Annotated in this window: 12 protein-coding genes, 2 tRNA genes and 1 rRNA gene; 11 read left to right on the forward strand and 4 right to left on the reverse strand. The window is 65.7% G+C overall.

The genetic code is table 11. The features are described from left to right. Positions 1-78 precede the first annotated feature (78 nt). The gene (locus ABD017_RS08465) at positions 79-501 is read right to left on the reverse strand and encodes an RcnB family protein (protein WP_343882077.1); all 423 of its coding nucleotides are present in this window, start codon (positions 499-501) and stop codon (positions 79-81) included. 135 nt (positions 502-636) lie between these two features. Continuing rightward, positions 637-1,914 (reverse strand): 6-phosphofructokinase, encoded by a 1,278-nt coding sequence (locus ABD017_RS08470; RefSeq protein ID WP_343882079.1) that lies wholly within the window; start codon positions 1,912-1,914, stop codon positions 637-639. A gap of 205 nt (positions 1,915-2,119) precedes the next feature. On the opposite strand from ABD017_RS08470, the gene ABD017_RS08475 reads away from it, so the two are divergent. The 7 genes from ABD017_RS08475 (at position 2,120) to ABD017_RS08505 (ending at position 8,538) form a co-directional block, all read left to right on the forward strand. Beyond that, positions 2,120-2,704, forward strand: coding sequence for an adenylate kinase (locus ABD017_RS08475; protein WP_343882081.1), 585 nt, complete (start codon positions 2,120-2,122; stop codon positions 2,702-2,704). Positions 2,705-2,744: 40 nt separating this feature from the next. Further along, on the forward strand, positions 2,745-4,193 hold the full coding sequence (gene mpl / locus ABD017_RS08480; RefSeq protein WP_343882083.1) for a UDP-N-acetylmuramate:L-alanyl-gamma-D-glutamyl-meso-diaminopimelate ligase: 1,449 nt from the start codon (positions 2,745-2,747) through the stop codon (positions 4,191-4,193). A 68-nt stretch (positions 4,194-4,261) separates the two neighbouring features. Further along, positions 4,262-4,864, forward strand: coding sequence for an LON peptidase substrate-binding domain-containing protein (locus tag ABD017_RS08485; protein ID WP_343882084.1), 603 nt, complete (start codon positions 4,262-4,264; stop codon positions 4,862-4,864). A 259-nt stretch (positions 4,865-5,123) separates the two neighbouring features. Next, complete coding sequence (locus ABD017_RS08490; protein ID WP_343882087.1) at positions 5,124-6,230, forward strand: sigma-54 interaction domain-containing protein; 1,107 nt, start codon at positions 5,124-5,126, stop codon at positions 6,228-6,230. Positions 6,231-6,388: 158 nt separating this feature from the next. Next, positions 6,389-7,621, forward strand: a complete 1,233-nt coding sequence (locus ABD017_RS08495; RefSeq protein ID WP_343882089.1) for an acetylornithine/succinylornithine family transaminase — start codon at positions 6,389-6,391, stop codon at positions 7,619-7,621. Next, on the forward strand, positions 7,621-8,049 hold the full coding sequence (locus ABD017_RS08500) for an HIT family protein (protein ID WP_343882091.1): 429 nt from the start codon (positions 7,621-7,623) through the stop codon (positions 8,047-8,049). Before ABD017_RS08495 ends, ABD017_RS08500 begins: the two co-directional genes overlap by 1 nt. A gap of 69 nt (positions 8,050-8,118) precedes the next feature. Continuing rightward, entirely contained in the window at positions 8,119-8,538 is a 420-nt protein-coding gene (locus ABD017_RS08505; RefSeq protein ID WP_343882093.1) for a VOC family protein, read from the forward strand. 7 nt (positions 8,539-8,545) lie between these two features. On the opposite strand, the gene hemL is transcribed toward ABD017_RS08505, so the two are convergent. Further along, entirely contained in the window at positions 8,546-9,829 is a 1,284-nt protein-coding gene (gene hemL / locus ABD017_RS08510; protein ID WP_343882095.1) for a glutamate-1-semialdehyde 2,1-aminomutase, read from the reverse strand. Between the two features lie 272 nt (positions 9,830-10,101). Between hemL and ABD017_RS08515 the strand changes: the two genes are divergently transcribed. Then, positions 10,102-10,299, forward strand: coding sequence for a rubredoxin (locus ABD017_RS08515; RefSeq protein ID WP_343882097.1), 198 nt, complete (start codon positions 10,102-10,104; stop codon positions 10,297-10,299). Between the two features lie 217 nt (positions 10,300-10,516). Here ABD017_RS08515 and ABD017_RS08520 read toward each other — a convergent pair whose 3' ends face one another. After that, complete coding sequence (locus ABD017_RS08520; protein ID WP_343882099.1) at positions 10,517-10,972, reverse strand: DUF192 domain-containing protein; 456 nt, start codon at positions 10,970-10,972, stop codon at positions 10,517-10,519. Positions 10,973-11,423: 451 nt separating this feature from the next. On the opposite strand from ABD017_RS08520, the gene ABD017_RS08525 reads away from it, so the two are divergent. The 3 genes from ABD017_RS08525 (at position 11,424) to ABD017_RS08535 (ending at position 13,312) form a co-directional block, all read left to right on the forward strand. Further along, positions 11,424-12,968: ribosomal RNA gene (locus ABD017_RS08525) — 16S ribosomal RNA — on the forward strand. A gap of 173 nt (positions 12,969-13,141) precedes the next feature. Then, positions 13,142-13,218: transfer RNA gene (locus tag ABD017_RS08530), tRNA-Ile, on the forward strand. 18 nt (positions 13,219-13,236) lie between these two features. Next, positions 13,237-13,312: transfer RNA gene (locus tag ABD017_RS08535), tRNA-Ala, on the forward strand. Positions 13,313-13,410 lie beyond the last annotated feature (98 nt).

The raw sequence follows: 13,410 nt of genomic DNA on the forward strand, positions 1-13,410 counted from the left end.
CGCAGCGCCCGGTGCGGGGCGCAAACAAAGGGGCCGTGCACGAATGCACGGCCCCGGTGGTCACGACGTGTGCCTGGTTCAGTTCAGCGCCACATCCAGGATGATGCCGGTGGCGATGGCGACCAGCAGGTAGTCGTTGTTGTCGGCCCTCACCCAGTGATAGCCGCGCGGCGGCGGGCGCAGGCGGTAGTGGCGATAGTCGCGCACCACGTAGATCGGCCCGCCGTAGCGATGCCCGCGCTGCCAGTGGTGGCGATAGTGCGGACGGTCGTAGCGGTGGTGATCCTCGCGGATGACCACGCGCGTGCGGTTGTAATGGCGGTTGTCGTAACGGCGAACGTCGTGGCGGTCGTGGCCGCGGCGATGGCCGTCGTACCGGTGGTCGTGGCGCTCGTGATGCTGCGCGCGCCGGTCATGGTCGCGAGGGCCGTGCTGGGCCAGGGCCAGGTTGCCGGTGGCCAGCAAAGCCACCGCGATGAGCAAACGGCTGACAAGTTTCATGGCGTTCTCCCTCGGTAAGCGCCCGACGCACGATGGCGGTCGCGGCGGATGGGGGAATCGTAGAAACGCGTAGCTGAACCCCGCACATGCGCCGATCGGACCTTTCAGCCGGCACTCAGCAAACGACCGGCCGCCTCAGGGCTTGAACGCCGGCAGCCGCGCGGTCACCGCCGCGTTCTTCAGCTGGACGTAGCTGGGCAGGCCGTTCCTGCCATAGGGCAAGGGCGCCTCGCCGCGGATCAGCGGGGCCAGGTAGCGGCGCGCCGCCGCGGTAATGCCGAAACCGTCGCGGCTGATGAAGCTCCTGGGCATCTTCTTTTCGCGATTGGCGATCTTCGCCAGCGGCGCCGGTTCGATCTTCCAGCGATACGGCGCGTCGGACGTGCGCACGATCACCGGCATCACCGCGTTCATGCCGGCCAATGCGTAGTCGACCGCGGCGCGGCCGACCGCGAAGGCTTGTTCGGCGTCGACCTTCGAGGCGGCATGCCGCGCCGAGCGCTGCAGGTAATCGGGCAGTGCCCAATGGTATTTGTAGCCCAGCTTTTCCTTCACCAGCGCCGCCAGCACGGGCGCCACGCCACCCAGCTGCGCGTGGCCGAACGCATCGCGCGTGCCCGCTTCGGCCAGGAATTGCCCGGCGGCATTGCGCACGCCCTCGGAGGCCACCACGGTGCACCAGCCCACGCGTTCCACCGTGGCTTTCACCCGCGCCAGGAACGCGGCCTCGTCGAACGCGTTCTCGGGAAACAGGATGATGTGCGGCGCCGCGTCCGCGCCTTCGCCGGCCAGGCCGGCAGCGGCGGCGATCCAGCCGGCGTGGCGGCCCATCACTTCGAGGATGAACACCTTGGTCGAGGTTTCGGCCATCGAGGCCACGTCGAGGCTGGCTTCCAGGGTGGAGATGGCGGTGTATTTCGCCACCGAGCCGAAGCCCGGGCAGCAGTCGGTGACGGCCAGGTCGTTGTCCACCGTCTTGGGCACGCCGATGCAGCGGATGTCGTAGCCCAGCGTCTTGCCGATCTGCGACAGCTTCAGCGCGGTATCGGCCGAATCGTTGCCGCCGTTGTAGAGGAACCAGCGGATGTCATGGGCGCGGAACACCTCGATCAGCCGCTCGTATTCGGCGCGGTTGTCCGCCAGCGATTTGAGCTTGTAGCGGCACGAGCCGAAGGCGCCGCCGGGCGTGTGACGCAGGGCCGTAATGGCGCTGGCGGTTTCCTTCGACGTGTCGATCAGATCCTCGCGCAGGGCGCCCAGGATGCCGTTGCGCGCGGCGTAGACCTTGACGCCCCTGGCCCGCGCCGCCTCGATGACGCCGGCGGCGGTGGCGTTGATCACGGAAGTGACGCCGCCGGACTGGGCGTACAGCAGGTTTCCGGCAGTGGCGGAGGAACGGCGGACGGGGCTCATGGCTATCCTCGGAAACGGCAAAAGGGGAGTGTGGCCGCGCGGCGGCCGAAGCGGCAACCGGTACCCATCACTCATGGCCGGCGCCGTCGCGCGGCAGCATGCCCGGTTTGACGGAAACGGGTGCAGACGTTAATTTGACGGTTGGTTTTCGGCATACGTTCGGGCGGCGGCAGTGTGCGGCGGCCCGTCGAACTTGTGGAGCATTATGCGACTCGTCCTACTTGGTGCGCCCGGCTCGGGCAAAGGTACCCAGGCCGCCCGGTTGAAGACGGATCTCGGTGTGCCGCATATCTCGACCGGCGACATGCTGCGCGCGGCCGTGGCCGCCGGCACGCCGATGGGGCTCAAGGCGAAAGCGGTGATGGAGGCCGGCCAACTGGTTTCCGACGACATCCTGCTGGGCATGCTGGAAGACCGCCTGGCACAAGCCGATGCCAAGGGCGGTTTCATCCTCGACGGCTATCCGCGCAACCTGGCCCAGGCCGATGCGCTGGATCAGCTGCTGGCCAAGATCGGCCAGCCGCTGGATGCCGTGATCAAGCTGGAAGTGCCCAACGAAGCCATCGTGGGTCGTTGCGAGCTGCGCTTCAAGGCGGAAGGACGCGCCGACGACAACCCCGATACCGTGCGCCGCCGGCTGGGCATCTTCGCCGAGCAGACCGCGCCGGTCGCCGATTTCTACGCCCGCCGCGGCAAGTTGCAGGTAGTCGATGGCGTGGGTGAGCTGGACGAGGTCACCGCACGCATCAAGCAGGCATTGCGGCGCGACTCGGTAGCCGCCAACGGCTGAGTTCTTCCTTCCCGTCGGGAAGGCTTTCAGGAAGCCCGGCATGCGCCTGCATATCCTCGGTATCTGCGGCACCTTCATGGGCGGTGTCGCCGCGCTGGCGCGCGAGCTGGGCCTTGAGGTCGAGGGTTCGGACAGCAGCGTCTACCCGCCGATGAGCGACCAGCTCGAAGCCCTCGGCATCGAGCTGATGCGCGGCTACGAAGCGAAACACCTGCAACCGGCGCCCGACCTGGTGGTGGTCGGCAACGCGATGAGCCGCGGCAATCCCGCGGTGGAGTACATGCTCGATCAGCGACTGCGCTACGTTTCCGGCCCGCAATGGCTGGGCGAGACGGTGCTGGCCGGGCGCGACGTGCTGGCGGTGGCCGGCACGCACGGCAAGACCACGACCACCAGCCTGCTGGCGCACCTGCTGGAAAGCGCGGGGATGGCGCCGGGATTCCTGGTGGGCGGGGTGCCGGGGAATTTCGGGGTGTCGGCGAGGTTGGGCGGAAAGCAGCCTTGTGGCGCCCAGAGTCCCCCTTCCGGCGCTTCGCGCCTCCCTCCCCCGCGAGCGGGGGACGTTGGGGTGGAGCCGTCTTCGACGGCGCCATTTGTTATTGAAGCGGACGAATACGACACCGCGTTCTTCGACAAGCGCAGCAAGTTCGTGCATTACCGGCCGCGCATCGCGATCCTCAACAACCTGGAATACGACCACGCGGACATCTTCCCCGACGTGGCGGCGATCCAGCGCCAGTTCCACCACCTGGTGCGCACGGTGCCCGGCAACGGCCGGCTGATCGTCAACGCCATGGACGAGCGCCTGGCCGAGGTGCTGGCGATGGGTTGCTGGACGCCGGTGGAAACCTTCGGCATCGGTTGCGGCGATTGGCAGGCCAATCTGATCGAAGCGGATGGCTCGGTGTTTGCTGTGCATCGCCGTGGCGAGCTGATCGGTGAAATCCACTGGTCGCTTTTGGGCAACCACAGCGTGATGAACGCGCTGGCCGCGCTGGCGGCGGCCGCGGCGGCCGGCGCCGATCCGCGTGCGCTGCTGAGGGCGTTTGCCGGTTTTCACAGCGTGAAGCGGCGGATGGAACAGATCGGCGATGTCGGTGGGGTGCGCGTCTACGACGATTTCGCCCATCATCCCACCGCCATCGCCACCACGCTGGCGGGGCTGCGCGCCAAGGTGGGGACGGCGCGCATCCTGGTGGCGCTGGAGCCCCGCTCCAATTCCATGCGCCAGGGCGCGCACGCCGCCGCGCTGGCGCCGTCGCTGGCCGATGCCGATGCGGTGGTCTTCCTGCGGCGCCCCGACCTGCCATGGAATGCCGCGCAGGTCACCGACGCCCTGCAGGGGCGCGGCACCACCGCCGCCAGCGTCGATGCACTGCTGGCGGATCTGCAGGCACTGGCGCGACCTGGCGACCAGGTGGTGTTCATGTCCAACGGCGGCTTCGACAACGCGCCGCACCGCTTCGTGCGGCTGTTGGCGGCGCAGTAGCCGCGTCCCTCGATGCGCTCGCGTGCGTGGCTTGCGTTCACGCGATCGCTTGTGACTAACTCGAACGCATGGCCGGCCTCGAACTCCTCCCCGACGTGCCGTTGTTCCCGCTGCGCACGGTGCTGTTTCCCGGCGGGCAACTGGCCCTGCGCATTTTCGAGCCACGCTACCTGGACATGGTGCGCGAATGCACGCGGCAGGACAGCGGCTTCGGCGTCTGCCTGATCCTGCAGGGGCGCGAGGCGGGCGCGCCGGCGGTGCCCGCGGCGGTGGGCACGATCGCCCGCATCACCGATTTCCACACCGGCGACGACGGGCTGCTGGCCATCGTCGTCGAAGGCGGCGCGCGGTTTCGGGCCGTGCGCACCCGCGCGCGTTCGGATGGTCTCCTGCGCGGCAGCGTGATCCTGTGGCCGCCCGATCCGCCGCAACAGATTCCGGTGGAATTTGCGCTGCTGCAGAGCATCGCCGAGCGGCTGGTGGAAACGATGGCACCGCATTTCCGCCACGCGCCGCGTTCGATGTACGACGACGCCGCCTGGGTGGGATGCCGCCTCGCCGAGCTGTTGCCGCTGGACGTGGAGGAGCAACAGCGCATGCTGGAGCTGACCGACCCCTTGCAGCGCCTGGCCGAACTGCGCGACGTGCTGCCCCGGTTCCAGAAATCGTAGCCCGCCTAGGCCGATCGGGCAGGCCGTAAGGCCAGTGCGGAACTGGCTGAACGCCTACTGACCCTTCACATCGCACCGGTGCATCATCAGCGCTCGGTGTGGAGCGTCCTGGACCTCAAGGAAAGCGGTACAGGGCGCACCATGGATGCGACAAGGACATGGAGCAGCTGCGGAAGGGGGCCGGGTTGCCTGAACCGGGGTTGCTGGCGCAAGCCAGGCCCGGCGGGAGAGGCAAATGGTCAATGGGAGCCGGGGATGCATGGTGTGGTTCGGCCACCCCGCCGAGCATGAGCGCGACATCCAGGGTGGGCCCGGTTGGCGAATTCGCCGCGTCGGCACCTCGATGGGCGTGGAGACGGATGTCCCGCAGGCGCTGGAGGCGCTGCGGCGCGCGGGAGATCCCTCGCGGCACGAGCTGGCCAGCGACGACCCCCTGGCGGATATGGTCGGGCACAGCCCCGCCATGGCGGCGACAGTGGCCAGCCTGTACAAGTTTGCACCGGTCGAGCTGCCCGTGTTGATCACCGGCGAAACGGGCACGGGCAAGGAAGTGGCGGCCGCCGCGCTGCATCGCCTGTCGGCCCGCCGCGCCGGGCCATTCGTGCCGATCAACTGCGGCGCGTTGCCGCCCAACCTGGTGCAGTCGGAGCTGTTCGGCCATGAGCGCGGCGCCTTCACCGGCGCCAACGCGCGGCGCATCGGGCATATCGAGCGTGCCGCCGGCGGCACCGTGTTTCTGGACGAAGTGGGCGACCTTCCGCTCGAAGCGCAGACCAACCTGCTGCGGTTTCTGCAGGAGGGCTCGCTGGAACGCGTGGGCAGCAGCCGGCCCATCACCATCGATGCGCGGGTGCTGGCCGCCACCCATGTCGACCTGGAAAAGGCGGTGGATCAGGGCAGCTTCCGCGAGGATCTCTACTACCGCCTCAATGTCCTGCGCGTGCACATGCCGCCGCTGCGCGAGCGCGGTGGCGATGTGGACGTGCTGGCGCAGCATTTTCTGGATCAGTTCCGCGAGCAGCACTGCAGCTATGCGCGCGGTTTCAGCAGTGCGGCGCGGCGTGCGATGCGCAGTTTCAGCTGGCCCGGCAACGTGCGCGAATTGCTGAACCGTGTGCAGCGCGCCGCCGTCGTGGCCGAGGATGCCCTGATCAGCCCGGCCGACCTCGACCTCAGCCCCAACCCCGACCCGGCCCATCGCAGCCTGGGGCTGGCACGCATCGCGGCCGAGCGCGACGCCATCGTCGCCTGCCTGCGCGAGAGCCAGTTCAACATCAGCGAATGCGCGCGGCGGCTGAGCATCTCCCGCGTCACCGTCTACCGGTTGTGCAAGAAGCACCAGCTGCAGCTGGATGACCTGCGCTGAGCGGGCGAAGCGGCACGGCAGGCGGCGCTGAACCCGCATCTTCAGGTTCTGCCGTCGTACGTGGATAATTGAGGGGAAGCCAGCCGCATTGCGGGCGGGCTGACACCATCCCCTTTGAATCCACGAGGCTTCGTCCATGGCGAAGTCTGGAGCCATTCATGCAATCGCCCAGCCCCGCCACGGCATCCCTGATCGACCTTGCCCATTACTGGTTGCCGCTGTACCACCCGCGCGCCATGGTGCTCGACTACGGCAGGGGTTCGCGTCTTTGGGATACCGACGGCAACGATTACGTGGATTTCGGCGCCGGCATCGCGGTGAACTCGCTGGGGCACCAGGACCCGGACCTGCTGGCCGCACTGACCGCGCAGGCGCACAAGCTGTGGCATGCCAGCAACGTGTTCTATACCGAGCCACCGCTACGGCTGGCGGAGGAACTGGTGGCGGCGTCGGGCTTCGCCCAGCGCGTGTTCCTGTGCAACTCCGGCTCCGAGGCGAACGAGGCGGCGATCAAGCTGGTGCGCAAGTGGGCGACCGCGCAGGGCCGGCCGCCCGAGCGGCGGGTGATCCTCACCTTCCGCGGCTCCTTCCACGGCCGCACCCTGGGCGCCGTAACCGCCACCGCGCAGCCGAAATACCAGCAGGGCTACGAGCCGTTGCCGGAGGGTTTCCGCTACCTGGACTTCAACGACGTGTCGGCGTTGGAGGCGGCATTTGCCGCCGGCGACGTCGCCGCGGTGATGGTCGAGCCGGTACAGGGCGAGGGCGGGGTCATGCCTGCCGCGCCGGGCTTTCTGAAGCGGGTGCGCGAATTGTGCGACGCGCACGATGCCTTGCTGGTGCTGGATGAAATCCAGTGCGGCATGGGCCGTACCGGAACCTTGTTTGCCCACCCGCAGGACGGCGTGACGCCGGACATCGTCACCCTGGCCAAGGCGCTGGGTTGCGGCTTCCCGATCGGCGCGATGCTGGCCGGGCCCAAGGTGGCCGAGGTCATGCAGTACGGGGCGCACGGCACCACGTTCGGCGGCAATCCCATGGCCGCGGCGGTGGCGCGCGTGGCGCTGCGCAAGCTGGCGTCGCCGGTACTGCTGGCCAATGTGGAAAAGCAGGGCGCGGCGCTCCGTGCAGGCCTGGCCGCGATCGGCGAAGAAAGCGGCCTGTTCGCCAGTATCCGCGGTCGCGGACTCATGCTGGGCGCGGTTTTGGCTGACGCCTACAAGGGTCGCGCCGGCGAAGTGCTGGAATACGCGGCGAAACACGGTGTGCTGCTGCTGCAGGCTGGCCCGGACGTGCTGCGACTGGTGCCGCCGCTCAACATCGGCGGCGCCGATGTCGTCGAAGGCCTGTCGCGCCTGCGCCTGGCCGTGCAGGAGCTGACCTCCGCCTGATGGCTGACAGCTGCCCGTTCTGCGCGATCGCCCGCGGCGCGGCGCCGGCCAGCGTGGTGCTGGACGAGGGCAAGGTGCTGGCCTTCATGGACTGGCGCCAGGCGGTGCCCGGCCACGTGCTGGTGATACCGCGCCGGCACGTGCCCGACATCTATGCATTGGCAGACGACGAGGCCGCGGCGGTGATGCAGGCGGCCGTGCGGGTGGCGCGCGCGTTGCGCGCCGCCTGCGATCCGCCCGGCCTGAACCTGTGGCAGTCGAACGGGGAGGCGGGCGGGCAGGAAGTCTTCCATTTCCACCTGCACGTGCATCCGCGCCGGATCGACGACGGCCTGCTGCGCGTCTATCCCGACGCTGTGCCGCCGCGAAGCGATGCGGATCGACTCGCCGCCATCGCGCAAGCGCTCAAGGCCCGTCTTGATCGTTGACCGGACGTGCACCGGCTGCACACCGGTCGCGCGGCATCATGCTTTTTTCATCAAACTTGCGGAGCGGCAATGAAATACCTGCACAGCATGGTTCGCGTACGCGACCTCGATGCGTCCCTGCGCTTCTACTGCGACGGGCTGGGCCTGCGCGAAGTGCGCCGCATGGACGTGCCCGCCGGGCGCTACACGCTGGTGTTCCTGGCGGCCGCCGAAAGCCCGGATGCAGAGGTGGAGCTGACGTACAACTGGGACGCCGACGAAGACTACGGTTCGGCCCGCAATTTCGGCCACCTGGCATTTCGCGTCGACGACATCTACGCCACCTGCGAACGCCTGCAGTCGATGGGCTACACCATCGGCCGGCCGCCCCGCGACGGCCACATGGCGTTCGTGCGCTCGCCCGACCTCATCTCGATCGAATTGCTGCAGGACGGGCATCTGGAGCCACGCGAGCCGTGGGCGTCGATGCCGAACACCGGCGTCTGGTGAGGCTCCGTCAGCCGCGCGCCTGGCGTAGCGCGCCGCGCGCCGCTTCCAGCGTATCGGCGATGTCCTGGTCGCTGTGCGCGCTGGACATGAAGCCGGCCTCGAACGCCGAGGGCGCCAGGTACACGCCGCGCTCCAGCATGCCGTGGAAGAAGCGGTTGAACAGGGCGCTGTCCGCCGCCGTAGCCTGCGCGTAGGTCTCGACCTTTTCCGCCCTGAAAAACACCCCGAACATGGCGCCCACGCGATTCGTGCTGAACGGCACGCCTTCGCCATCGGCCACCGATTGCAGGCCGTCGGTGAGCAGTCGGGTGCGTGCGGCCAGTTGCTGGTGGAAGCCGGGTACCTGGATCAGCTCCAGCATCGCCAGGCCCGCCGCCATCGCCACCGGGTTGCCGCTCAAGGTGCCGGCCTGGTAGATAGGGCCGCTGGGGGCGATCTGTTCCATCAGGTCGCGCCGGCCGCCGTACGCGCCCACCGGCATGCCGCCGCCGATGATCTTGCCGAAGGTGGTGAGATCCGGCGTGACGCCGTAATGCGCCTGCGCGCCGCCGAGCGCCACGCGGAAGCCGGTCATCACTTCGTCGAAGATCAGCACGGCGCCATGACGCGTGCAGAGCTCGCGCAGCGCGGCGAGATAGCCGTCCCTGGGCGGGATGCAATTCATGTTGCCGGCGACCGGCTCGATGATCAGCGCCGCCACATCGGCGCCGTGCTCGGCAAACAAGGCTTGCGCCGCCTCGATATCGTTGAAGGGCAGGGTCAGCGTGAGATCGGCATTCGCGGTGGGCACGCCGGGCGAAGTGGGCACGCCGAAGGTGAGCGCGCCGGAGCCCGCCTTCACCAGGAAGCTGTCGCCGTGGCCGTGATAGCAGCCCTCGAACTTCACGATCTTGCTACGCCCGGTGGCGCCGCGTGCCAGCCGGATCGCCGACATCGTGGCCTCGGTGCCGGAGTTGACCATGCGCACCATGTCGATCGAGGGGATCAGCCGGGTGATCGTCTCGGCCATCGTCACCTCGGCCGCGCAGGGCGTGCCGAACGACAGGCCATCCTTGACCGCGCGTTCCACCGCTTCGCGCACGGCCGGGTGGTTGTGCCCCACGATCATCGGGCCCCAGGAGCCGACGTAGTCGATGTAGCGTCGTCCCTCCACATCCCACAGATAAGCGCCGTCGGCCCGCGCGGTGAAAAACGGCTCGCCGCCCACCGACTTGAACGCGCGCACCGGCGAATTCACGCCGCCGGGCATCAGCTGCTGGGCACGATGGAACAGTTCCTGGTTGGTGGTCATGCAGAATTCCGAATGTGGAGTAGAGCGCGAGCAGGCGCCGACGGGCGGAGCGCTGCAGTCAGCGCAGCTGTCGACCGACCATTCTCCGTTGTGCGGCGATCCATCGCCAGCCATGGCGCCCCGGCGTGACGTTTTGACACGCCGCATGGCCGGGTTGGCGCGAACATGGACGCCATGGTGTCGCTTCGCCGTCATCGGATGGCGGCGCGCTTTCGCATTGCGAAACGAGTTGCGAGAATGGCGCATCCAGTCATGATCGAAGAATCCCTGCCATGAGTGTCAGTTCCAACCAGGCTACGGCCTTGCGCAAATGGATGTGCGTTGTTTGCGGCTATATCTACGACGAAGCGGAGGGTGTGCCCGAGGAGGGGATTGCCCCGGGGACGCGTTGGGAAGACGTGCCCGATACCTGGACCTGTCCGGACTGCGGCACCACCAAGGACGACTTCGAGATGATCGAGCTGGACTGAAGTCCGCGTTCTGCCAGCAAACGGCCCGATCCGGACAGCCAATCGGCCGGGTCGTCTGCTTCGATGTTCCCCAGGTACGCGCCGCGTACGCCTTGGCCGGGAGCATCCCCTTGCGACAATTCATACCGTTTGAAGACGAATGGGACGTGCTGGAAACCTTGCGGCCGGAGGATCTGATCCCGTACCGCGTTGGCCTGTTGGACGCCGCTCCTTCGGGTCAGCGCACGGGGCCGATCTCGCCCTCGATCTTCAGCTCGTCACCCGGCTGCGCGCCAATCCGCCGCGCCGTCCCTCCCGAAAGCTCCAGCACATAGCGCGCCGGGCCTTCGCTGGGATAGACCGGACATGGATCGGCTTGGCACGGCGGCACGTTCAACTGCATCGACACCAGCCGGCGGGTGGCGTCGAAATAGAGCATGTCCAGCGGGATGAGCGTGTTCTTCATCCAGAACGCCTGCGGCTCGGTGCGCGGAAAAACGAACAGCATGCCGTGGTTCGCCGGAAGCGACGGACGCATCATCAACCCGCGCTGTCGTTGGGCATCGTCGGTAGCAAGTTCCACCGCGATGCGCTGTCCATGCAACACCACCGTGACGGGCTTTTGGCCAGACGGCGACGCCGCGTTGGCGCAGCCGGCAAGCAGGACAAATACCGCCAAAAACCAGGTCTTCATCGCTGCGCTCGTCGACGGGGAAGCCTGTAAGTCTAGCGTCGCGCCGGGCCGACGCCGAACGACGGTTCAGAAAAAATTCCGTCGAAGCCCTTCACAGATGTGCGACGCGGCGCTATGATTCACGCCCCTTCGACGAGACGCCCTCCGCGAAGGTCCTCCGCAACAAATCACCGCGAAAGATTCTGTTTCAAGGGTGTTGACGGTAGGGAAAAGCGATGTAGAATGGGCGGCTCACCCAGGACGAAACGTCTTGGGGCGGTACCGGGAAAAGCCGGTGCCAAGCGAACGATCTTTGACAGTGTGCGCAGGTGAATTGTGTGGACGTCTTGTGCTGATGGGTTGCGACCTGTCCAAGCAATGCAAGCGTCCCACCAAAGAAAGTCAGTAATGAGTTTTTTCGGTTGGGAAGAACGCTTCAGAAAGATAGATTGTCTTCGGATGATCGAAAACTTAAGTGAAGAGTTTGATCCTGGCTCAGATTGAACGCTGGCGGCATGCCTAACACATGCAAGTCGAACGGCAGCACAGGGGAGCTTGCTCCCTGGGTGGCGAGTGGCGGACGGGTGAGTAAAGCATCGGGACCTACCCAGACGTGGGGGATAACCTCGGGAAACCGGGACTAATACCGCATACGTCCTACGGGAGAAAGCGGGGGACCTTCGGGCCTCGCGCGGTTGGACGGACCGATGTGCGATTAGCTAGTTGGTAGGGTAATGGCCTACCAAGGCGACGATCGCTAGCTGGTCTGAGAGGATGATCAGCCACACTGGGACTGAGACACGGCCCAGACTCCTACGGGAGGCAGCAGTGGGGAATATTGGACAATGGGCGAAAGCCTGATCCAGCAATGCCGCGTGTGTGAAGAAGGCCCTCGGGTTGTAAAGCACTTTTATCAGGAACGAAATACCACGGGCTAATACCTTGTGGGGCTGACGGTACCTGAGGAATAAGCACCGGCTAACTTCGTGCCAGCAGCCGCGGTAATACGAAGGGTGCAAGCGTTAATCGGAATTACTGGGCGTAAAGGGTGCGTAGGCGGTTATTTAAGTCTGCCGTGAAATCCCCGGGCTCAACCTGGGAATGGCGGTGGATACTGGATAGCTAGAGTGTGTCAGAGGATGGTGGAATTCCCGGTGTAGCGGTGAAATGCGTAGAGATCGGGAGGAACATCAGTGGCGAAGGCGGCCATCTGGGACAACACTGACGCTGAAGCACGAAAGCGTGGGGAGCAAACAGGATTAGATACCCTGGTAGTCCACGCCCTAAACGATGCGAACTGGATGTTGGTCTCAACTCGGAGATCAGTGTCGAAGCTAACGCGTTAAGTTCGCCGCCTGGGGAGTACGGTCGCAAGACTGAAACTCAAAGGAATTGACGGGGGCCCGCACAAGCGGTGGAGTATGTGGTTTAATTCGATGCAACGCGAAGAACCTTACCTGGCCTTGACATGTCCGGAATCCTGCAGAGATGCGGGAGTGCCTTCGGGAATCGGAACACAGGTGCTGCATGGCTGTCGTCAGCTCGTGTCGTGAGATGTTGGGTTAAGTCCCGCAACGAGCGCAACCCTTGTCCTTAGTTGCCAGCACGTAATGGTGGGAACTCTAAGGAGACTGCCGGTGACAAACCGGAGGAAGGTGGGGATGACGTCAAGTCATCATGGCCCTTACGGCCAGGGCTACACACGTACTACAATGGTCGGTACAGAGGGTTGCGATACCGCGAGGTGGAGCCAATCCCAGAAAGCCGATCCCAGTCCGGATTGGAGTCTGCAACTCGACTCCATGAAGTCGGAATCGCTAGTAATCGCGGATCAGCTATGCCGCGGTGAATACGTTCCCGGGCCTTGTACACACCGCCCGTCACACCATGGGAGTGGGTTGCTCCAGAAGGCGTTAGTCTAACCGCAAGGAGGACGACGCCCACGGAGTGGTCCATGACTGGGGTGAAGTCGTAACAAGGTAGCCGTATCGGAAGGTGCGGCTGGATCACCTCCTTTCAAGAAACGACGGCGTGAGTCATCACGCAAGACGTCCACACAAGACACCTGTACTTTACGCGAAGTCCGTTTCGCGAAGAGCAAAACCGCACATCCGTGTGCGGACTCTTCGGGAACAGCCGCTTCGAACCGAATGCCAGCCAGCCTGGTGAGGTTCTGGGGGTTCAATCTCTGGGTCTGTAGCTCAGGTGGTTAGAGCGCACCCCTGATAAGGGTGAGGCCGGTGGTTCGAGTCCACCCAGACCCACCATTATGCCAAGGTTTCCTTGGGGCCTTAGCTCAGCTGGGAGAGCACCTGCTTTGCAAGCAGGGGGTCGTCGGTTCGATCCCGACAGGCTCCACCAAGGTTCGATCGGACGCGTGAAGTATCAGCACACAAAAGATTTTGAAATCGACCGGCATTGAGGCCGGCACGATGTTCTTTGAAAACACGTAAACGAGT

Origin of the sequence: Rhodanobacter caeni, assembly GCF_039523575.1 — a bacterium.
In the GTDB taxonomy this organism is placed as follows: Bacteria; Pseudomonadota; Gammaproteobacteria; order Xanthomonadales; family Rhodanobacteraceae; genus Rhodanobacter; species Rhodanobacter caeni.

Bases quoted from the DNA above. Each gene is read 5' to 3' on its own strand.
- ABD017_RS08465 (WP_343882077.1), bottom strand. From the start codon at position 501: ATGAAACTTGTCAGCCGTTTGCTCATCGCGGTGGCTTTGCTGGCCACC.
- ABD017_RS08470 (WP_343882079.1), bottom strand. From the start codon at position 1,914: ATGAGCCCCGTCCGCCGTTCCTCCGCCACTGCCGGAAACCTGCTGTAC.
- ABD017_RS08475 (WP_343882081.1), top strand. From the start codon at position 2,120: ATGCGACTCGTCCTACTTGGTGCGCCCGGCTCGGGCAAAGGTACCCAG.
- mpl (WP_343882083.1), top strand. From the start codon at position 2,745: ATGCGCCTGCATATCCTCGGTATCTGCGGCACCTTCATGGGCGGTGTC.
- ABD017_RS08485 (WP_343882084.1), top strand. From the start codon at position 4,262: ATGGCCGGCCTCGAACTCCTCCCCGACGTGCCGTTGTTCCCGCTGCGC.
- ABD017_RS08490 (WP_343882087.1), top strand. From the start codon at position 5,124: ATGGTGTGGTTCGGCCACCCCGCCGAGCATGAGCGCGACATCCAGGGT.
- ABD017_RS08495 (WP_343882089.1), top strand. From the start codon at position 6,389: ATGCAATCGCCCAGCCCCGCCACGGCATCCCTGATCGACCTTGCCCAT.
- ABD017_RS08500 (WP_343882091.1), top strand. From the start codon at position 7,621: ATGGCTGACAGCTGCCCGTTCTGCGCGATCGCCCGCGGCGCGGCGCCG.
- ABD017_RS08505 (WP_343882093.1), top strand. From the start codon at position 8,119: ATGAAATACCTGCACAGCATGGTTCGCGTACGCGACCTCGATGCGTCC.
- hemL (WP_343882095.1), bottom strand. From the start codon at position 9,829: ATGACCACCAACCAGGAACTGTTCCATCGTGCCCAGCAGCTGATGCCC.
- ABD017_RS08515 (WP_343882097.1), top strand. From the start codon at position 10,102: ATGAGTGTCAGTTCCAACCAGGCTACGGCCTTGCGCAAATGGATGTGC.
- ABD017_RS08520 (WP_343882099.1), bottom strand. From the start codon at position 10,972: ATGAAGACCTGGTTTTTGGCGGTATTTGTCCTGCTTGCCGGCTGCGCC.